Origin of the sequence: Pseudoflavonifractor sp. MCC625 (assembly GCF_018784545.1) — a bacterium.
In the GTDB taxonomy this organism is placed as follows: Bacteria; Bacillota; Clostridia; order Oscillospirales; family Oscillospiraceae; genus Pseudoflavonifractor_A; species Pseudoflavonifractor_A gallinarum.
Window position 1 is genome coordinate 1 of the sequence record NZ_WQOJ01000004.1, and the last position, 18,103, is coordinate 18,103.

Below are 18,103 nucleotides of genomic sequence, written 5' to 3' on the forward strand. Positions count from 1 at the left end.
TGGCCCGTTGGTCAAGCGGTTAAGACGGCGGCCTCTCACGCCGCAAACATGGGTTCGATTCCCGTACGGGTCACCAATTTTCTCTTGACAAAGAGATGAAAATTGAATATAATAGCTTATCGTTGAGAAGAACGGTAAGGAGAAGAAATAAAATTTCTTTTGCTTACTTTTCTTCTCGGAGAAAAGTAAGTTGGTGTTGATTGCGGTGAGGGTCCACCCGTTCCCATTCCGAACACGGAAGTTAAGCTCACCTGCGCCGAAGATACTTGTCTGGAGACGGACCGGGAAAATAGGTAATGCCAACACAAGAGAGGGTCTGGTCTGACCAGACCGGACCCTTTTATATTCCTCCTTAGCTCAGTCGGTAGAGCATGCGGCTGTTAACCGCAGGGTCGTTGGTTCGAGTCCAACAGGGGGAGCCAGAAACGAGTGCGGCTTGCCGTCACGAATCATGGCGGCAAGCCATTCTCTTCTTACGAAGAACCGAACACCGGTAATGGGCCTTTAGCTCAGTTGGTTAGAGCAGCCGGCTCATAACCGGTCGGTCCACGGTTCGAGCCCGTGAAGGCCCACCATGTAGGGGTATAGCTCAGCAGGTAGAGCAGCGGTCTCCAAAACCGCGTGCCGAGGGTTCGATTCCTTCTGCCCCTGCCACAGAAAAAACAGTAAACGCTGATGATATAGAGTAGAAATGGCGCGGTAGTTCAGTTGGTTAGAACGCCGGCCTGTCACGCCGGAGGTCGAGGGTTCAAGTCCCTTCCGCGTCGCCATTTGCTGCTGTAGCTCAGTAGGTAGAGCACATCCTTGGTAAGGATGAGGTCTCCGGTTCAAATCCGGATAGCAGCTCCAAAAAGCCTTGAAAACTTCGGTTTTCGAGGCTTTTTTGTTGCTGAAAAGCGGATGGATTTTGTATGGGCCGGTGTGCGGATCTACTCTGATCCGCACACCGGCCCATGTCATTTTTATTTTTCACCGATAAACAGCAGGTGATCGGAGGCGCCCAGGTGTTCGGGCTTTTCGCAGATGTAAAAGTGATACCGCAGATATTGGGCATAGCTCTCGTCATCCATTGCATTGATCTTATCGTGAAGCAGTTCACTGATACCGTCGGAGGCGACCTCATGCAGGATTTTGATACCACCCGCACGGAGCAGATCCCGACAGGCGTCGATGGTATGAAATATAAAGGGAAAATCATCACAGCGGAATGTTTCTTTGTTGTAGTCCCCGTTTACAAAATAGTCCGGTATCTCGTGGAACATAGTGAGTATGACCATGTCATTGGAAATAAACGCAAAGAACAGTTTGCCATCGGGTTTGCACACACGCTTTGCCTCGGCAATGGACCGGAGCTTGTCCGCTTCACTGTGTAAGTGGTACAGGGGGCCCAGGAGAAGGACGATATCAAAGGAATCGTCGGGGTAGCGGCTGAGATCCATAGCGTTGCCCTGTACCAAATCAATGGAGTCCTGAGGAGTCAGCTTTTTTTGAAAGGCTTCGATGTTTCGGTCGGACAGCTCCAAAGCGGAGACGGAATAGCCCTTGCGGGCAAAATACAGGCTATATTCCCCAGCACCGGCTCCTACATCCAGGATCTTTGCCCCCGGAGTAAGGTACTGCTCTATATACCGCACCGTGGTCAAAAACTCTACACGGGCAGCTTTGGAGCGATTTAGACGGCTGTTTTCGTCTAAGCGGGAATACAGGGTCTGTACAAGTTCGGTGTCATTTTCAAACGAGAGGCCATTTGAAAAAAGTGTGGGTCTGTCCCAGTCATTTTTCAGAATGGCGTAATGGGCGGTATCACAGATCCCCTGGTTGTTGCGGCCGGACTGCCTGGTGGTACCCTCATATTTCATGCCGCATTTTTTCATGACAGCGCCAGAATGGGGATTGTTGGGGTCGTGTCTGGCAGTGATGCGGTTGAAATCACAGGTGTCAAAAAGGTAGTGGATGACTGCTTGCAGCGCTTCGGTCATGATGCCCTGGTGCCACCAGCGTCGTCCGATGCAATATCCGATTTCAATGGAAGAGAGCTGGTCGTTGGGGTCCATGCCACTGATACTTCCGATGGGCTGTCCCACCTCTTTTAGGACAATGAGCCACTGGTAGTAATCGCTTTGGACGTAGTGATTGATCCAATCCTGCAGAACCTGTTGGGAAACTTCTACACTGCTGTGGACGGGCCAGGTCAAGTATTTTACCACGTTCGGATCGGAGGCCCAGTTGTCAAACATCGATTGCGCATCTTCCGGTACGGCTCTGCGGAGAAGAAGTCTCTGAGTTTCAATGGTTTGGGTTCCCCTGTGGATCGCCATAAAATCAGTCCTTTCCATGTAGCATATAAAATAAAAAAGCAGTGTGGGCCGACCGTGGAAGGTTTTGGCCCACACTGCTCTGTTTTCGCTCCAGATCTGCCTGGATTATTGGAAAAAAGAGTATGACAATGTAAGCCCCATGCAGCAAGTAGGCATAGGGTTACCGAATACATGGTCCACATGGCAAACATAAAAATGGCTGTGCATTGTCACACCTCCTGCGATTTTTGGGGTATTATACGCCTGCATAGAGGAAAAGTCAATAGGTTACGCCTCGGAAGGAGCCTCCTGGGCACTGTCTTGCGGTGGCTGGGGACGATCTCCATTCTCAGAGGGAGCACCGCTGGGTTGGGTGCCCGGATTGCCGCGGAGACCACCGTGGCCGCCCATACCGCCCCCCATCTGGCCGGGATTTTGCTCCGAGCCGTCATTGGTGGTGACTGTGCCGCCGTTGTTGGTATAAGTGCCGTCGCAGTCCAGCGCCGTATTGCCGCTGCCATTGCAGGTCAGATCCAACGTTCCGCCGTTGACGGTCAGATCTCCGTTGGAATCCACACAGTCCCCTGTGGAGATAATGGTGAACTCTCCGCCGTTGATGAGGATAAAGCTGTCCGTGCCGCTGGAAAAGGTGTCCTGGGACTGCCCGCCAGGTCCGCGGAAACCGGAGCTGTCGGCCCCTCCGGCGGCGTTGAGCCCGTCGTCGGAGGAGGTAATATCAAATGTGCCGGCATCAACTGTGATGCTCAACCCCTCGATCCCCTCGTAACAATAGGGGATGGTAAAGGAGCCGTTCTGGATGGTGAGGGCGGCGTCGGAGTGGATGGCGTCGTCACCGCTGCGGAGGGAGAAGGTGCCGCCGGTGATGAGAGCCTCCCCGCCGGCGTGGAGGCCGTCATCGACGGTATCCAGGGTAAAAGTACCGCCCGCTATGGTGAAGCTGCCCTCGGCCTTTATGCTCTTCTGGCTCACGGTGTCCGCTTCGGTCTCTGCGGCAGTGGTTTCACTCTGAGCTACCCCGCTCTTTTGCTGTCCACCGTCCATGGGGCCAAACGCATCCTCGCTACTGCTTAGATCTACGCTGGCGCTGCCTGCCCCTGTGTGCAGGTCAAAAGTCCCTCCGTCGATCTGGAGGGCGCCGGCGGCACTGATGGCATCTCCCTGCGCGGTAACCGAGAAGCTGCCCTCAGCAAGGTAGAGGAAGCCCAGAGAGGGATCGTCGCTGTTCTCTGCATGGAGGCCGTCCTTACCCGAGGTAATGGTAAAGCTGCCGTCGGCAATGGCGATGCTGTCTTTTCCGGACAGGCCGTGGTTGGCGGCAGTGATGGTATAGCTGCCGCCGGTGATCACCAGCTCATCCTTGGACACCACCCCGTGCCCGGCCGGAGACTGGATGGTAAGACTGCCGGTGCCGTTGAGAGTCAGGTCGGTCTTGGAAAAAAGAACCGCGTCAATGTTGTTTTCATCTATGGCCACATACTCCCCGCCATTGGCAAGGTAGCTCTCAGTCCCATCCGCCAGAGTAAGGAACACCTTATCTGCCGACAGAGCATAGATGGGAGCGGAGGTGGCGCTGGTCACATCCACGCCGTTGAGGACAAGTTGGACTTTGTCGCTCTCGCCGGCGTTGACGACGATCTGCCCGTCCGTGAGGGTGCCCGAGAGGAGATATACGCCCTCGGAGGATAGGATGACCCGGCTGCCTTCGATGGTCACGGCATCGGAAGCGCAGGAGGCGCTGTCCCCATTGAGTTGGATGGGGATGGCGGCACTCTCGTCATAGGTGCCCGCTAGGTCTCGGTCACTGAAAAGCGCCTGGGTATCGATGGCGGCAGCAGTGGACTCTGCCGTCTGAGCGGCAGTTTCAACGGCGGCAGAGGGAGTAGCCTGGGTATTCTGCGCTCCACAGCTGCTGAGGAGCAGCAGAGCAGACAGCAGGGGAGCGGTCAGCCGCAGCATTGAGTGTTTCATAAAAACTTCCTCCTTTACAGGGCGGCGGCGCTGGTATCCTGGTGGCCCAGGGAGATCTCCAGGTTCCCGTTGCGCAGCCGCAGCTGGTCGATAAAGCGTTTTTCCTGGGAAGGGTCCTTTAAGGTCAGATCATAGGTCAGCTTAAAGAGACTGCCCATGTTGGTGGTCTTGACCTGCGTGAGGGAATACCGGCGGGCATACTGATGCAAAACGGGATCAAATACCCCGGCATAGTCCAGGTCCTCAGGAATGGTAATATGGAGGGTGCGCTCGGGGGTATTCTGGGCCCAGGGACGCAGGCTCAGGGCGTTATAGAGCATCATGGCTCCGCCCAGGATGAGGGTAAAGAGAGCCCCATAACCAAGGTAGCCCATGCCGGTAATGAGGCCTGTTCCCATGGCCACAAAGAGGGCCCCGATCTCCCGGGCGGAGCCCGGGGCAGAGCGGAAGCGCACCAGGTTGAAGGCTCCGGCCACGGCCACCCCGGTGCCCACATTGCCGTTGACCATCAGGATGACCACGCAGACCACTGCGGGCAGGATGGCGAGTGTTACGGCCAGGCTCCGGCTGAAGTGGGAGCGCCACAGGGTCATGGCACACAACAGAAGGCCCAGTATCAGGGACACCCCCACACACAGCAGAAAGGCGCCGGGGGCAATGGTATTGGTCAAAGCGGTATCAAAGAGACCTTGAAACAAGTTGTCAGTCATATTTTTGTTCTCCTCTCTGCTGGGGAAGCAGGATTGTTTGATAGGCAGTTCCATATTTGGAAAAAGAAGTTTTAAAGATGCCCAGTTCGGACAGGGTACGGGCCATCCAGAGGGGCAGGCTGCCCGCGGTCTTGACCTCCATGAGCACCTGGTCGGCAGGAAGGATGGGAATGCCCCAGGGGTCAGAGTTCAGGGTAAGAGCCTCCTGGCGGTAGCGGATTTCAGTATCAAAGGTGACCCGGAACGCCTCGTCCTCCGCCCCGCGGTAGGAGTCCCGCTCATAGGAGAGGAAGACGGCCGGGCGCAGGGCGGCGTAAAATCCCGCCGTATAGGCCAGCTCCCCGCCGATCTGGGTCTCCGGCCAGGAGGCACTGCCCGCAATACAGTCCAGGGCCTCCCTCTGGGGCATGGTGAGGCGGCGCTTGTAGACCACGGAACAGTATTTCTTCTTCAACTCCACGAATACCGGCGCCTCCAGACCGGCCCTGCCGTAGCTGCGGACACGGAGCTTTTCCTTGTAGACCGGCCGCTCCAGACTGCGGCGGATGAGGCGGAAGTCGGGGGTATCCAGGTAGAGATTGCGGATGGAGCTGTGGCTGTACTCGTCGGGCACCACATAGGGCGCCATCGCGGCCAGGATGGCCTGCTGCTGCCGGCGGCTCATCTGATATTTGATCTCATATCGCTGAAAGACCATCTGATTTTTCACGGGTGTGGCCTCCTTTTTGAACATCGTGAGGTCAGTATAGAGATCCAACCCTAATTGAACTTAAAATCCGCCCACTCTTTTCGGCTGACATTTTTCGCCCCCGGTGCTATTCTTTTAATTAGAGTTAAGGAGCGTATGCTATTCTTGCCTTATAACACAGGAGAGAAGGTGGCGCAATGCGCATTTTATTGGCAGAGGACGAGCGGTCCCTGTCCCGGGCAGTGGTGGCCCTGCTGGAAAAACACAACTATTCCGCTGACGCGGTATATGACGGAGAAGAGGCCTTGGATTATCTGGAGGCGGGGAATTACGACGCCCTGATCCTGGATATCATGATGCCCAAGCTGGATGGACTGGAGGTCCTGCGGCGGCTGCGGGCGGCGGGGAATCCCATCCCGGTGCTGCTGCTCACCGCCCGGTCAGAAATAGAGGATAAGGTGACCGGATTGGACACCGGGGCCAACGATTATCTCACCAAGCCGTTTTCCACCGAGGAGCTCATGGCACGCATCCGGGCCATAACCCGCAGCCAGACCGGCGGCCAGCTGACCAGCCGCCTGAGCCTGGGCAACATTACCCTGGATCAGACCACCTTTGAGCTATCCTCTCCCCACGGAAGTTTCCGCCTGGCCAACAAGGAATATCAGATGATGGAGCTGCTCCTGCGCAATCCCCAGCAGCTCATCTCCAGCGAGCGGTTTTTCGAGCGGATCTGGGGCTATGACAGCGAGGTGGAGCTGAATGTGGTGTGGGTGTATATCTCCTATCTGCGGAAAAAGCTCGCGGCCCTTCAGGCGGATATTCAAATTAAGGCGACCCGCAACGCGGGCTATTCCCTGGAGGAGCGGCCATGATCAGACGTCTGCGGCATAAGCTGATCGCCGCCTGTATGCTCTCCCTGGCCATCGTTTTGCTGGTGATCCTGGGGGGCGTGAACCTGATGAGCTATCACAAGGTGGTCTCTGACGCCGATGCCATCCTGGCCGTGCTGGCCACCAATGACGGGACCTTTCCCAAACACCAGGGAGGGCTCCAGCAGCCCCCGCCCGGTGAGCCGGGAAGGAAACCGGACCTCTTTGACCAGCGGGGCATGTCCCCGGAGACGCCGTATGAGTCCCGGTTCTTTTCGGTGCTTCTCAGCGAAGACGGCCAGGTGCTCCAGACAGACACCGGTCAGATCGCCGCTGTGGATGCCGAGGACGCCGCCGCCTATGCTCAGAGTGTAGTGAAATCCGGGCACAGCGCCGGTTTCTGGGGAAACTACCGCTATCTGCTCTGTGATGACGAGCTGGGAAGCCGGGTCATTTTTCTGGACTGCGGCCGCAGTCTCTCTTCCTTCCGCACCACCCTTCTTGCCAGCCTGTCGCTGGCTCTGCTGGGGCTGGCGGCGGTCCTGATTTTGCTGCTGATCCTGTCCAAGCATATTGTCCGGCCGGTGGCGGAGAGCTATGAAAAGCAGAAGCAATTCATCACCGACGCCGGCCATGAGCTGAAGACCCCCATGACCATCATCAGCGCCGACGCGGATCTGGCAGAGATGGAGTGCGGAGAAAACCAGTGGCTCACCGACATCCGCCGTCAGGCCAGGCGCCTGACCGAGCTGACCAATGATCTCATTTATCTCTCCCGCATGGAGGAGGAGCAGCCCAAGCTGCAGTGCATTGAGTTTCCCATTTCCGACGTGGCAGAGGAGATGGCCGACTCCTTCCAGGCCCCCGCCAAGAGCCAGGAAAAGGACTTCTCTCTCTCCATCCAGCCCATGCTCTCCTTTACGGGGGATGAAAAAAACATCCGAAAGCTCATCTCCATCCTGTTGGACAACGCCTTGAAATATTCCCCACGGGGAGGAAAAATAGAGCTGCGGCTGGAAAAGCAGGGGCGTACCCTCCAGCTGACCGTGTCCAATACCGTCGAGCAGCCACTGGAGCGGGAAAAGCTCTCCCATCTCTTCGATCGGTTTTACCGGACGGACCAGTCCCGCAACAGTCAGACCGGTGGCTACGGGCTGGGACTGTCCATTGCCCGGAGCATCGTGGTGGCCCATAAGGGAAAGATCCGGGCGGAGAGCCCGGACGGAACGACACTGTCAGTGGTGGTCCTTCTCCCACGATGACAGTTTCGTTTGATTTTTAAGTTCAATTAGGGTTGCTCTTTTATCCTGATGGCAGAAACCTGAGAGAAATACGCCAAATGGAAAAGGAGTATGTCCTATGAAAAAAACAGATATCTCTATGGAAAATCCATCTCCCTTCCCCCCGACTCCCATGCCGCAAATGGACCGGAGTGCAAAAAAGCCCGCACAGAAGGCCTGGCGGCGGCTGACCTCTCTGGTGCTGAGCGCCGCACTGTTCGGGGCGGTCTCCGCCGGAAGCTTTTATGGTGTGGGGAAAATGCTCTCTCCGGAGAGCGAGGCGGAAGGCACCCTGAGCGCCGGGACTTCGGGGGAGGTAGCCACCACTCTGGCCAGCACCTCCTACACTGCTGCCCGGTATGGCATGGATGTGTCGGACATCGCCTCTGCCGCATTGCCCAGCGTGGTGGCCATCACCAACATCTCCGTACAGGAGGTGCGCAGCTACTTTAACCGCTTTGGGCCTAACGGAGCGGGACAGACCCAGTTGGAGGAGACCACCAGCTGCGGCTCAGGAGTCATCATTGCCAACGACGGGACCTACCTCTACATGGTCACCAACCAGCATGTGGTGGCAAACGCCACCACCCTCTCGGTGAGCTTTGTGGATCACTCGGTCTATGAGGCCCAGCTGTGCGGGACTGATGAGGAGGCCGACCTTGCGGTGATTAAGGTGGCTGTTGCCGACCTGTCTTCGGATACGCTGTCCCAGATCGCAGTCATTTCTATCGGGGACTCGGATGAGCTGGAAGTAGGGGAACAGGTTGTGGCCATCGGGAATGCCCTGGGCTATGGCCAGTCGGTGACCACGGGCATTGTCAGCGCCCTAGACCGCAGCCTTACCAATGAGAGCGGCACCACCGCCTCCTATATTCAGACGGACACCGCCATCAACCCGGGCAACAGCGGCGGCGCACTGCTCAATTTGGATGGGGAGCTCATCGGCATCAACACCGCCAAGCTCTCGGATACCGATGTGGAGGGCATGGGCTACGCCATCCCCATCTCGGATGTGGTGGAGCGGATTGCTGAGCTCATGACCCAAACCACGCAAGGAAATTCAACCAGCTCCAGCGCGGCCCAGCAGACCGGATGGGATATGCCGGGCCGGTGGGAAACCTGGCCGAGCGCATAAGAAGCGGGGATGATGTTTTGCTCCGCCGACACCGGAGCGGGATCTGTATTTTAATTAGAAACAGCGTGTCGAGAGAAATTTTGTACTGAGATTCATCAAAAATGGTCTCTTTTGCTGGATTTATCTTTGATTTTTTTCTTTACACATGGAATAAACTATGATATAGTAGACAAGCACGCATTAGGTGCAGTCCCGTGACTTAGTCCAGGGAGTTTGCCCGCTTTGACGCGGGGGATTCACCCGCCCTGCACTCAGTTACCGGGAAGAATATCAGAAAGGTGGAATTTTCCCATGATCCGTAAGGACGAGAAGACGGCTGTTATCGAGGCCAACCGCACCCACGAGACCGATACTGGTTCCCCCGAGGTCCAGATCGCGATCCTGACTGCCCGCATCCAGGAGCTCACCGAGCATCTGAAGGTGCACATCCACGACAACCACAGCCGCCGCGGCCTGCTCAAGATGGTCGGTAAGCGCCGCAAGATGCTGGACTACCTGGCTGCCAAGGACATCGAGCGTTACCGTGCGATCATCGCCAAGCTCGGCATCCGCAAGTAAGAACCAAGCGTAACGCCGGAAGCGCGGAGCGTCCGGGAGCAGGTGCACAGGAGACCGCGCAGACGGAAAAACAGGTGCCGCCCCGGCGGCGCGGATTTTTCGCGGAGCGGTGCGCCGTGTGCCGCTGCGGAGGACGCGCAGCATGAGAAAATAGGGGTGGTGTGGGATTCCACACCACCCTTTTCTCCAATTATCATTTCACCGAACACGACACGCAGAGCCGGAACGCTTTTTTAGCAGTTGAATGCGGGACGAATGGGGATTCGCCTTGGATTCAAGTGCTAAAAGGCCGACGGGCTCTGCTGTGCCAGCGAAAAGGAGGACAACATATGTCTACTGTTATCAAGCACAGAGAATTCCCCGGCTTCAAGACCTATTCCATGGACCTGGCCGGCCGCCCCCTGGTCATCGAGATCGGCAAGGTGGCCGAGCTGGCCAACGCCGCCTGCATGGTCAAGTACGGCGAGACCACCGTCATGGTGGCCGTCACCGCCTCCGCCCGTCCCCGGGACGGCGTGGATTTCTTCCCCCTGAGCGTGGACTTTGAGGAGAAGCTCTACGCGGTGGGCCGCATCCCCGGCTCCTTCATGCGCCGGGAGGGCCGCCCCTCTCTGCCCGCCGTGCTGGCCTCCCGTCTCATCGACCGTCCCATCCGTCCCCTCTTCCCCTATGACTTCCGCAACGACGTGTGCGTCACCTGCACCGTCATGAGCGTGGACTATGACTGCTCCCCCGAGGTGGCCGCGATGATCGGCACCTCCGTGTGCCTCTCCTACTCCGACATTCCCTGGGCCGGCCCCATCGGCTGCCTGGAGGTGGGCTACTGCGACGGCCAGATCGTCTTCAACCCCACCCAGGAGCAGCGGGCTACCTCCCAGATGGACGTGACCGTGGCCGCCACCGACGGTAAGGTGGTCATGATCGAGGCCGGCGCCAAGGAGATCCCCGACGAGATCATGTACGAGGGCATTGTGAAGGCCCACGAGGAGATCCGCAAGCAGGTGGCCTTTATCAACGGCATCGTGGCCGAGATCGGCAAGCCCAAGATGGAGTATGAGCACGCGGACTTCGATCAGGAGCTCTTTGACAAGATCGTGGAGGCCACCATGGACGAGGCCAAGGCCGCTATGGACACCGACGACAAGAACGTCCGCGAGACCCGCTGGAATGCCCTCATCGATCACTGGCACGAGCTCTTCCTGGAGGACTATCCTGAGATGGACAAGTACCTGGAGGAGATCACCTACAAGTTCCAGAAGAAGATCGTCAAGGCCTGGCTCCTGGAGGGTCACCGTGTGGACGGCCGCGCCAAGAACGAGATCCGTCCCCTCTCCGCCGAGGTGGGCGTGCTGCCCCGTGTTCACGGCTCCGGCCTCTTCACCCGCGGTCAGACCCAGGTGCTCAGCGTCTGTACCCTGAACACCCTCTCCGCCGCCCAGAAGCTGGATACCATCTGGGAGGAGACCGAGAAGCGGTACATGCACCACTATAACTTCCCCTCCTACTCCGTGGGTGAGGCCCGCGGCGCCCGGTCCACCAACCGCCGTGAGTACGGCCACGGTGCCCTGGCCGAGCGTGCTCTGGAGCCCGTCATCCCCAGCGTGGAGGAGTTCCCCTATGCCATCCGCGTGGTGTCTGAGGTCCTGAGCTCCAACGGCTCCACCTCTCAGGGCTCCATCTGCGGCTCCACCCTGGCCCTCATGGACGCCGGTGTGCCCATCAAGGCCCCCGTGGCCGGCATCTCCTGCGGCCTGATCCAGGACGACAACGGCGGCTTCACCACCTTCATCGACATCCAGGGCGTGGAGGACTTCCACGGCGAGATGGACTTCAAGGTGGCCGGCACCAAGAAGGGCATTACCGCCATCCAGATGGACCTGAAGAACGACGGCCTCTCCCATGAGATCATCAAGGAAGCCCTGGAGATCACCAAGGACGCCCGCTTTGCCATCCTGGACGAGATCATGCTGCCCTGCATCGCCGAGCCCCGGCCCGAGGTGGCTCCCACCGCCCCCAAGATGGTGAAGATGAAGATCGATGTGGACAAGATCCGCGAGGTCATCGGCTCCGGCGGCAAGGTCATCCAGAAGATCTGTGCCGACACCGGCGCCAAGATCGACATCGAGGACGACGGTACCATCTACATTGCCGGCGAGAATGCCGAGAGCTGCGACGCCGCCAAGAAGATCATCGAGACCATCGTCTTTGTGCCCGAGGTGGGTCAGCTCTACTACGGAAAGGTGGTCCGCATCCTCCAGTTCGGCGCCTTCGTGGAACTGGCTCCCGGTAAGGACGGCATGGTCCACATTTCCAAGCTGGCCGACCGCCGGGTGGAGAAGGTGGAGGACGTGGTCAACATCGGCGATATGATCTGGGTCAAGGTCACCGATATCGACGAGAAGGGCCGTGTGAACCTCTCCTACAAGGACGCCCTGAAGGAGATCAAGGCCAAGCAGGCCGCCGGCGAGAGCGTGAAGTAAATTATGAACAGAACAGCCGCCCCGAAACCAAGGTTCCGGGGCGGCTGTTGCTTTGTTACATTAATATAGTAAATTGACATTGCAAAAGCAGGCCCACCCCAGTATAATAGACAGGAAACAGCAGAACATAGCGCGTACTGCGTTCGGAGGTGCATGTATTATGGCAAAAATCCAGATGAGAACTCCCCTGGTGGAGATGGACGGCGACGAGATGACCCGCATCCTGTGGAAGGACATCAAGGACATCCTGCTCACCCCTTATATCGACCTGAAGACCGAATATTATGACCTGGGCCTTCCTGAGCGGGACCGGACGGGAGACCAGGTGACGGTGGACGCCGCCGAGGCCACCAAGAAGTACGGCGTGGCGGTGAAATGCGCCACCATCACTCCCAATGCCCAGCGCATGGAGGAGTATCAGCTCCATGAGATGTGGAAGTCCCCCAACGGTACCATCCGGGCCATTCTGGACGGCACCGTGTTCCGCGCCCCCATCATGGTCAAGGGGATCTCTCCGGTGGTAAAGAACTGGAAGAAGCCCATCACCATCGCCCGTCACGCCTACGGCGACGTGTACAAGTCCACCGAGTACCGGGTCCCCGGCCCCGGCCGGGCCGAGCTGGTCTTCCACGGGGAGGATGGGCAGGAGCTGTGCCAGACCATCTACGACTTTGAGTGCGCCGGCGTGCTCCAGGGGCAGTACAACAAGGACTCCTCCATCTACTCCTTTGCCCGGGCCTGCTTCCAGTACGCGGTGGACACCCGGCAGGATCTGTGGTTTGCCACCAAGGACACCATCTCCAAGAAGTATGACCACACCTTCAAGGATATTTTCCAGGAGGTCTATGAGAAGGAGTACCAGGAGCGCTTTGAGACCATGGGCCTGACCTACTTCTACACTCTCATTGACGACGCGGTGGCCCGTGTCATCCGCTCCGAGGGCGGCTATATCTGGGCCTGCAAGAACTACGACGGCGACGTGATGAGTGACATGGTCTCCACTGCCTTCGGTTCTCTGGCCATGATGACCTCGGTCCTGGTCTCTCCCGACGGGAAGTACGAGTACGAGGCCGCCCACGGCACCGTGACCCGCCACTACTACAAGTACCTCAAGGGGGAGAGCACCTCCACCAACCCGGTGGCCACCATCTTCGCCTGGACCGGCGCCCTGCGCAAGCGCGGAGAGCTGGACTGCCTGGTGGAGCTGCGGGAGTTTGCCGACCAGCTGGAGGCGGCCACCCTGGCCACCATCGAGGGGGGTACCATGACCAAGGACCTGGCCGGACTCTGGGAGGGGGAGACCCCTGCCAATGCGGTGGACAGCCGGGCTTTCCTGGAGGCCATCAAGGCGGAGCTGGACAAGCGGCGCTAAGAGTTGAAACGGGAAAAATCGGGCAGGCGCGGCCATTGGCCGCGCCTGCCCGCTGTTATGGGCGGACTCAGAGCTCTTCCACCAGCTCCCGCAGAAGCTGGGCGTGACGGGCCTCATCCCGGGCCAGCTCCTGGTAGAGGGCGCGCAGGGCGGGATCGGAACACTCCTCCGCAGCGGCCAGATAGGCCAGCGCCCCCCGCTGCTCGGCACAGAAGCACTGCCGCAAAGCCGCGGGCAGTGCACCCCGGGGCGTGGGCAGAGAGGACTCGGAGGGGAAATACCGTACCCCGGAGATGAGAAAGTAGGCCGCCGAGAGGCGTTTTGCGTGGCGGCGTTCTTCCGCCGCCATAGCGGCCAGTACCCGGGCACACCCGCCGGGCGAGCGGCGGGAGAGGGAGAGGTAGGTCCGCCAGTCGGCGGCCTCCTGGTCGATGTACGCCTGGAGCTGCTCCCCGTAGACGGCGGAACCCGCCCCCAGAAGGGGGACGTCCGGCTGCGTGGCGGGGGAGATGTGGGCCCTGGACGGGGGAGGAGCCTCCCGGGGACAGGGCAGGGGAGTGGGGACTTCCGGGACAGAGGGGGTGGAGGAGCACATGTCTTCTCGCTCCTGGGGCGGGGCGGAGGGCGATTCCTCCGGCGGACGCCCCACCCGGATGGGACATCCGGCCTGCTCCAGTGGCATGACCCGGCCCCAGATCCGGGCAAAGTCCTGTTCGTTCCGGCCGTCCACAGTGGGCGGGCTGCCGGCGGGGGTTGGAACTTGCGTCATGGGAAATACCTCCCGTTTGTTTGGATTTCTCTCCATCCTATGTCCGAGGCGAAGAAATTGCCCCTGTTTTGGGTATCCTATAACGGGCTTTGGCGGGGGCAATCTTGTATAATGGGAGAAAGAATGCTATAATAATGCCTGCTGAATCAACCGCATAGCGGTTGATTCGTGCGGCTGCGCCGCACAATTCTTTTCCGAAAACTGCCAGCAGTTTTCGGAAAAGAAGGATCCATTGTTGCAATGCGTACTTCCATCCGGACATACACGGCCCGGATGGAAGGCGCAGGGATAAAACCCTGCGCCCAAACAAAGCCATCGTGCCTTGTAAGCATGGGCTTTCAAGGCTTGTGGCTTTGCTTCTTACGTATTATAATACACCATTGAGAAAAGAATATCTCTGGATACAAGGAGTATCGGTATTATGCTGGAAATCAAAGGGCTGAAATACCAGGTGGCGGACGAGAGCGGCGAGTCCCTTGGTATTCTCAACGACGTATCCCTCGAGATCGAGGATCATAAACTGGTGGTCATTACCGGCCCCAACGGCGGCGGTAAGACCACGCTGGCCAAGGCAGTCATGGGCCTGGTGCAGCCCACGGGCGGTTCCATCCTCTGGAATGGCGTGGACATCACCGAAAAGAGCATCACCGAGCGGGCCCGCATGGGCATCAGCTACGGCTTTCAGCAGCCCCCCCGGTTCAAGGGCCTGCGGGTGAAGGATCTGCTCTGTCTGGCCTCTGGACGGGAGAATCTGGCCACGGAGGAGGCCTGCCAGTACCTGACCAAGGTGGGTCTGTGTGCCCATGACTACATTGACCGGGAGGTGGACGCCTCCCTCTCCGGCGGCGAGGTCAAGCGCATTGAGATCGCCACCATTCTGGCCCGCAAGAGCGGTCTGATGATCTTTGACGAGCCGGAGGCCGGCATCGACCTGTGGTCTTTTGCGAAGCTGACCGAGACCTTCCAGGCCATCCATGCCCGGGGGGAGGCCACCCTTCTCATCATCTCCCACCAGGAGCGGATCATCAATCTGGCCGACGAGATCGTCATGATCGAGGACGGCCGCGTGGCCCAGCACGGGCCCAAGGAGGAGATCTTCCCCCTCATTCTGGAGCGGACCTCCGCCGGATGCACCTATCTCAGCCAGGAGGCGAACAAGTAATGATGGACAAGACCGACTGGAAGCTCCTCAAGGAGATCGCGGACCTGGAAAAGACCCCCCAGGGCGCCTACAACATCCGCGTCAACGGCCAGATGGACTCCCGTTCCACCACGGCCAACATCGATATTACCACCAAGACCGACGGAAAGTCGGGCATCGATATCCGGGTCAAGCCGGGCACCAAGAAGGAGTCGGTGCACATCCCCGTCATCATCCACGCCACCGGCTTCACCGAGCTGGTCTACAACGATTTCTTCATCGGCGAGGACTGCGACATCGACATCGTGGCGGGCTGCGGCATCCACAATACCGGCTGTGAGACCGCCCAGCACGACGGCCTGCACACCTTCTACATCGGAAAGAACTCCAAGGTGCGCTATGTGGAGCGCCACTACGGCGAGGGCGAGGGGACCGGCGAGCGGATCTTCAATCCCCAGACCGTGGTCTATCTGGAGGAGGGGGCCTCTATCCAGATGGAGACCACCCAGATCCGGGGCGTGGACTCCACCAAGCGGGACACCAAGATCGTAGTGGGGAAGAACGCCGAAGCGGTCATCACCGAAAAGCTCCTTACCCACGGCAGCCAGACCGCCGAGTCCGACATGGAGATCATCCTGGACGGCGAGGGGGCCAGCGGACGGGTGATCTCCCGTTCCGTGGCACAGGAGGAGTCCAAGCAGATCTTCTATCCCAAGATGACGGGCAATAACAAGTGCTTCGGCCATGTGCAGTGTGACTCCATCATCATGGGGAATGCCCAGGTATCTTCTATCCCGGCCATCGTGGCCAACCACGTGGATGCGCAGCTGATCCACGAGGCTGCCATCGGCCGGATCGCCGGCGATCAGCTCCTCAAGCTGATGACGCTGGGCCTGACCGAGGAAGAGGCAGAGGAGAAAATTCTGGATGGATTCTTACAGTAACCTGCGGGCCCGTGCCAAGTGCAACCGCTTTGCCGAGCACAACGGCATCGAGCTTACCTTGATCGAGACCGACCATGTGGAGGGGGAGATCACCGTCACCGAGGCCCATCTCAACCCCATGGGGATGGTCCACGGCGGCTGTCTCGCCACTCTGGCCGACACGGTCACCGGTACGGCGGTGGCCACCCGGGGCCGGGTGGGCGTGACCATGGACTGTCGGATGGACTACCTCCGGCCGGCGGTCAACACGAAAAAGATCCGCTGCGTGGCCATTCCCCAGAAGATCGGGAAGACCATTACCCTCTATCGGGCGGAGCTCACCAACGACGAGGGCGCGCTGGTGGCGGTGGGGACCTTCAGCTTTTTCCTCACCGATAAACCCCTGCCCAACTTTGAAGAGCTGGTGGAGCGGGCCAAAGCATACGAACAGGCGCAGAAAAGCGAATAAAACCAGCGGGACCATTTCCACGGAAATGGTCCCGCTTTTTTCTAGGGAAGGGTATCGTCTGTTGGAAGGGTACCGCTCTCCAGGGCGAGAAAGCGGAGCAGGGCCGCCAGGAGGGTGAGGAGCGAGGCAGCGCTCTCCAGCCCGGCGGCCCGCCGCTCCTCCGCAGGGGCGGAGCGCTGATTTTTCCAGGCCAGACAGAGAAAGAAGAGTCCGCCCCCCACCTCCAGCGCGGCACTCCCCCAGGAGAGGGGGAGGGAGTCGGTTGCCCGGGGGGTGCGGCCCTCCAGCTGGGCATCCAGAGATTCCCGTTCCCAGAGTGCTGTCTGAAGGGCGAGCAGCAGAGAGAGGACGGCAAACAGCAGAAAGAGGATGGTACACGTTACATCCCGCTGCCCCTCCAAAAGGGAAGAACGTTCGGTTTCGATCCATACCGCCCCCTTTCTGTGCCATCTTATGCCGCAGAAGACGGAAAGTGCAGACTGGAAAGCCTGAAAAATAAAATGCAATTCCAGACATATAAGAACGTGGAGGGGTTGCTTTTTCTGTCTAAATATGCTAAAATTTTATAAGCAATAAAAAATATTTTTTAGAAAAAGAGGGAGGGCGCATCATGCAGCGTCACACACTCGCCTGCCGGTACGGCATCTTTTTCGGAGGGGTGGTCCTGTCTGCCCTGGGCATTGCGCTCATCACCAAGGCGGGGCTGGGAACCAGTGCCATCTCCAGTCTGGCCTATGTCATGACCTTTGTGGTCCCGGGCGTCTCGCTGGGGACCTTTACGCTGCTGGTGAATCTGGCGGCGCTGGTGGCCCAGATCCTGCTGTTGAGACGGGAATTTCGGCCCATTCAGTTTCTCCAGCTGCCGGCTACCGTCATTTTCTCGGCGGGGATCGATCTCTGGACCTACCTGATGCGGGATTGGACCGTGGGCGCCTACCCCATGGGATGGATTCCCCTCCTGGCGGGCTGTGTGATCCTGGGCTTGGGCGTGGCGCTGGAGGTGCTGGGCGATGTGCTCTATCTGCCCTGCGAAGGGGTGGTCAAGGCCATCAGCTACAAGAGCCACGCCGAGTTTGGGACGATCAAGACCCTCTTTGATCTGAGCATGGTGCTCTCGGCCATTGTGGTATCGGTGCTCTGTCTGGGGCACATCAGCGGCCTGCGGGAGGGAACGATCGTAGCGGCGGCCACCGTGGGCGGCATCTCCCGCTTTTTCCGGGAGAAGCTTGGGAGCCTCCTGGACCGGACAACGGAGGAGGCCGACCCGTCCGAGGTCTCCGTCCAAAGCTGAAAACAGAGGAAAGCTGCCGGTCTCCCGCGGGAGACCGGCAGATTTATACATTGAACCGAATGGATAAACGAGAATCCCCGCCCGGCATGCGCTCCGGGCGGGGATTCTCGTTTGCAGAGTTGAGAAAGA

General features: G+C 58.9%; 16 protein-coding genes, 6 tRNA genes and 1 rRNA gene. 17 read left to right on the plus strand and 6 right to left on the minus strand.

The genetic code is table 11. The features are described 5' to 3' along the window. The first annotated feature begins 1 nt into the window (after position 1). The 7 genes from GPK94_RS00030 (at position 2) to GPK94_RS00060 (ending at position 849) form a co-directional block, all read left to right on the plus strand. Positions 2-76 (plus strand) — tRNA-Glu (locus tag GPK94_RS00030). Between the two features lie 113 nt (positions 77-189). Continuing rightward, positions 190-305: ribosomal RNA gene (gene rrf, locus GPK94_RS00035) — 5S ribosomal RNA — on the plus strand. Between the two features lie 41 nt (positions 306-346). Continuing rightward, positions 347-422 (plus strand) — tRNA-Asn (locus tag GPK94_RS00040). A gap of 76 nt (positions 423-498) precedes the next feature. After that, a tRNA-Ile gene (locus tag GPK94_RS00045) sits at positions 499-575 on the plus strand. 3 nt (positions 576-578) lie between these two features. Beyond that, a tRNA-Trp gene (locus GPK94_RS00050) sits at positions 579-654 on the plus strand. 39 nt (positions 655-693) lie between these two features. After that, positions 694-770, plus strand: a tRNA-Asp gene (locus GPK94_RS00055). Between the two features lie 3 nt (positions 771-773). Next, positions 774-849: transfer RNA gene (locus tag GPK94_RS00060), tRNA-Thr, on the plus strand. A 113-nt stretch (positions 850-962) separates the two neighbouring features. Here the strand turns inward: GPK94_RS00060 and GPK94_RS16375 are convergent. From GPK94_RS16375 to GPK94_RS00085, 4 genes are all read right to left on the minus strand, one after another. Beyond that, on the minus strand, positions 963-2,318 hold the full coding sequence (locus GPK94_RS16375) for a GNAT family N-acetyltransferase (protein ID WP_346727957.1): 1,356 nt from the start codon (positions 2,316-2,318) through the stop codon (positions 963-965). A 267-nt stretch (positions 2,319-2,585) separates the two neighbouring features. Further along, a complete protein-coding gene (locus GPK94_RS00075) occupies positions 2,586-4,286 on the minus strand; it encodes a carbohydrate-binding domain-containing protein (protein ID WP_215653766.1) in 1,701 nt (566 codons plus the stop codon). 14 nt (positions 4,287-4,300) lie between these two features. Then, complete coding sequence (locus GPK94_RS00080) at positions 4,301-4,996, minus strand: DUF4956 domain-containing protein (RefSeq protein WP_215653767.1); 696 nt, start codon at positions 4,994-4,996, stop codon at positions 4,301-4,303. Continuing rightward, complete coding sequence (locus GPK94_RS00085) at positions 4,989-5,705, minus strand: polyphosphate polymerase domain-containing protein (protein WP_215653769.1); 717 nt, start codon at positions 5,703-5,705, stop codon at positions 4,989-4,991. Before GPK94_RS00085 ends, GPK94_RS00080 begins: the two co-directional genes overlap by 8 nt. Before the next feature lie 176 nt (positions 5,706-5,881). Here GPK94_RS00085 and GPK94_RS00090 point away from each other — a divergent pair, with 176 nt between their 5' ends. The 6 genes from GPK94_RS00090 (at position 5,882) to GPK94_RS00115 (ending at position 13,381) form a co-directional block, all read left to right on the plus strand. Beyond that, on the plus strand, positions 5,882-6,559 hold the full coding sequence (locus GPK94_RS00090) for a response regulator transcription factor (RefSeq protein WP_215653771.1): 678 nt from the start codon (positions 5,882-5,884) through the stop codon (positions 6,557-6,559). Then, positions 6,556-7,818, plus strand: a complete 1,263-nt coding sequence (locus GPK94_RS00095; protein ID WP_215653773.1) for a HAMP domain-containing sensor histidine kinase — start codon at positions 6,556-6,558, stop codon at positions 7,816-7,818. Before GPK94_RS00090 ends, GPK94_RS00095 begins: the two co-directional genes overlap by 4 nt. A gap of 97 nt (positions 7,819-7,915) precedes the next feature. Continuing rightward, entirely contained in the window at positions 7,916-8,971 is a 1,056-nt protein-coding gene (locus GPK94_RS00100) for a trypsin-like peptidase domain-containing protein (protein WP_252192459.1), read from the plus strand. A gap of 291 nt (positions 8,972-9,262) precedes the next feature. After that, complete coding sequence (gene rpsO, locus GPK94_RS00105; protein ID WP_087263108.1) at positions 9,263-9,529, plus strand: 30S ribosomal protein S15; 267 nt, start codon at positions 9,263-9,265, stop codon at positions 9,527-9,529. A gap of 329 nt (positions 9,530-9,858) precedes the next feature. Continuing rightward, positions 9,859-12,009, plus strand: a complete 2,151-nt coding sequence (locus GPK94_RS00110) for a polyribonucleotide nucleotidyltransferase (RefSeq protein ID WP_186964037.1) — start codon at positions 9,859-9,861, stop codon at positions 12,007-12,009. 160 nt (positions 12,010-12,169) lie between these two features. Further along, positions 12,170-13,381, plus strand: a complete 1,212-nt coding sequence (locus tag GPK94_RS00115; protein ID WP_101690952.1) for an NADP-dependent isocitrate dehydrogenase — start codon at positions 12,170-12,172, stop codon at positions 13,379-13,381. 67 nt (positions 13,382-13,448) lie between these two features. Here GPK94_RS00115 and GPK94_RS00120 read toward each other — a convergent pair whose 3' ends face one another. Further along, on the minus strand, positions 13,449-14,150 hold the full coding sequence (locus tag GPK94_RS00120; RefSeq protein ID WP_215653775.1) for a ferritin-like domain-containing protein: 702 nt from the start codon (positions 14,148-14,150) through the stop codon (positions 13,449-13,451). A 421-nt stretch (positions 14,151-14,571) separates the two neighbouring features. Here GPK94_RS00120 and GPK94_RS00125 point away from each other — a divergent pair, with 421 nt between their 5' ends. From GPK94_RS00125 to GPK94_RS00135, 3 genes are read left to right on the plus strand one after another with little or no spacing between them, the layout of a single operon-like run. After that, a complete protein-coding gene (locus GPK94_RS00125; protein ID WP_101690953.1) occupies positions 14,572-15,312 on the plus strand; it encodes an ATP-binding cassette domain-containing protein in 741 nt (246 codons plus the stop codon). 2 nt (positions 15,313-15,314) lie between these two features. Next, the gene (locus GPK94_RS00130) at positions 15,315-16,235 is read left to right on the plus strand and encodes a SufD family Fe-S cluster assembly protein (RefSeq protein ID WP_101691089.1); all 921 of its coding nucleotides are present in this window, start codon (positions 15,315-15,317) and stop codon (positions 16,233-16,235) included. Next, positions 16,219-16,683 carry a PaaI family thioesterase gene (locus GPK94_RS00135; RefSeq protein ID WP_215653777.1) on the plus strand — a complete coding sequence of 155 codons (465 nt, stop codon included), beginning with the start codon at positions 16,219-16,221 and terminating at the stop codon, positions 16,681-16,683. Before GPK94_RS00130 ends, GPK94_RS00135 begins: the two co-directional genes overlap by 17 nt. Positions 16,684-16,724: 41 nt before the next feature. Here GPK94_RS00135 and GPK94_RS00140 read toward each other — a convergent pair whose 3' ends face one another. Then, positions 16,725-17,084 carry a hypothetical protein gene (locus tag GPK94_RS00140; RefSeq protein WP_215653780.1) on the minus strand — a complete coding sequence of 120 codons (360 nt, stop codon included), beginning with the start codon at positions 17,082-17,084 and terminating at the stop codon, positions 16,725-16,727. Positions 17,085-17,293: 209 nt separating this feature from the next. On the opposite strand from GPK94_RS00140, the gene GPK94_RS00145 reads away from it, so the two are divergent. Beyond that, on the plus strand, positions 17,294-17,974 hold the full coding sequence (locus GPK94_RS00145; protein WP_215653782.1) for a DUF6198 family protein: 681 nt from the start codon (positions 17,294-17,296) through the stop codon (positions 17,972-17,974). The last annotated feature ends 129 nt before the right edge of the window (positions 17,975-18,103 follow it).

Bases quoted from the DNA above. Each gene is read 5' to 3' on its own strand.
- GPK94_RS16375 (WP_346727957.1), bottom strand. From the start codon at position 2,318: ATGGCGATCCACAGGGGAACCCAAACCATTGAAACTCAGAGACTTCTT.
- GPK94_RS00075 (WP_215653766.1), bottom strand. From the start codon at position 4,286: ATGAAACACTCAATGCTGCGGCTGACCGCTCCCCTGCTGTCTGCTCTG.
- GPK94_RS00080 (WP_215653767.1), bottom strand. From the start codon at position 4,996: ATGACTGACAACTTGTTTCAAGGTCTCTTTGATACCGCTTTGACCAAT.
- GPK94_RS00090 (WP_215653771.1), top strand. From the start codon at position 5,882: ATGCGCATTTTATTGGCAGAGGACGAGCGGTCCCTGTCCCGGGCAGTG.
- GPK94_RS00095 (WP_215653773.1), top strand. From the start codon at position 6,556: ATGATCAGACGTCTGCGGCATAAGCTGATCGCCGCCTGTATGCTCTCC.
- GPK94_RS00100 (WP_252192459.1), top strand. From the start codon at position 7,916: ATGAAAAAAACAGATATCTCTATGGAAAATCCATCTCCCTTCCCCCCG.
- rpsO (WP_087263108.1), top strand. From the start codon at position 9,263: ATGATCCGTAAGGACGAGAAGACGGCTGTTATCGAGGCCAACCGCACC.
- GPK94_RS00110 (WP_186964037.1), top strand. From the start codon at position 9,859: ATGTCTACTGTTATCAAGCACAGAGAATTCCCCGGCTTCAAGACCTAT.
- GPK94_RS00115 (WP_101690952.1), top strand. From the start codon at position 12,170: ATGGCAAAAATCCAGATGAGAACTCCCCTGGTGGAGATGGACGGCGAC.
- GPK94_RS00120 (WP_215653775.1), bottom strand. From the start codon at position 14,150: ATGACGCAAGTTCCAACCCCCGCCGGCAGCCCGCCCACTGTGGACGGC.
- GPK94_RS00125 (WP_101690953.1), top strand. From the start codon at position 14,572: ATGCTGGAAATCAAAGGGCTGAAATACCAGGTGGCGGACGAGAGCGGC.
- GPK94_RS00130 (WP_101691089.1), top strand. From the start codon at position 15,315: ATGGACAAGACCGACTGGAAGCTCCTCAAGGAGATCGCGGACCTGGAA.
- GPK94_RS00135 (WP_215653777.1), top strand. From the start codon at position 16,219: ATGGATTCTTACAGTAACCTGCGGGCCCGTGCCAAGTGCAACCGCTTT.
- GPK94_RS00145 (WP_215653782.1), top strand. From the start codon at position 17,294: ATGCAGCGTCACACACTCGCCTGCCGGTACGGCATCTTTTTCGGAGGG.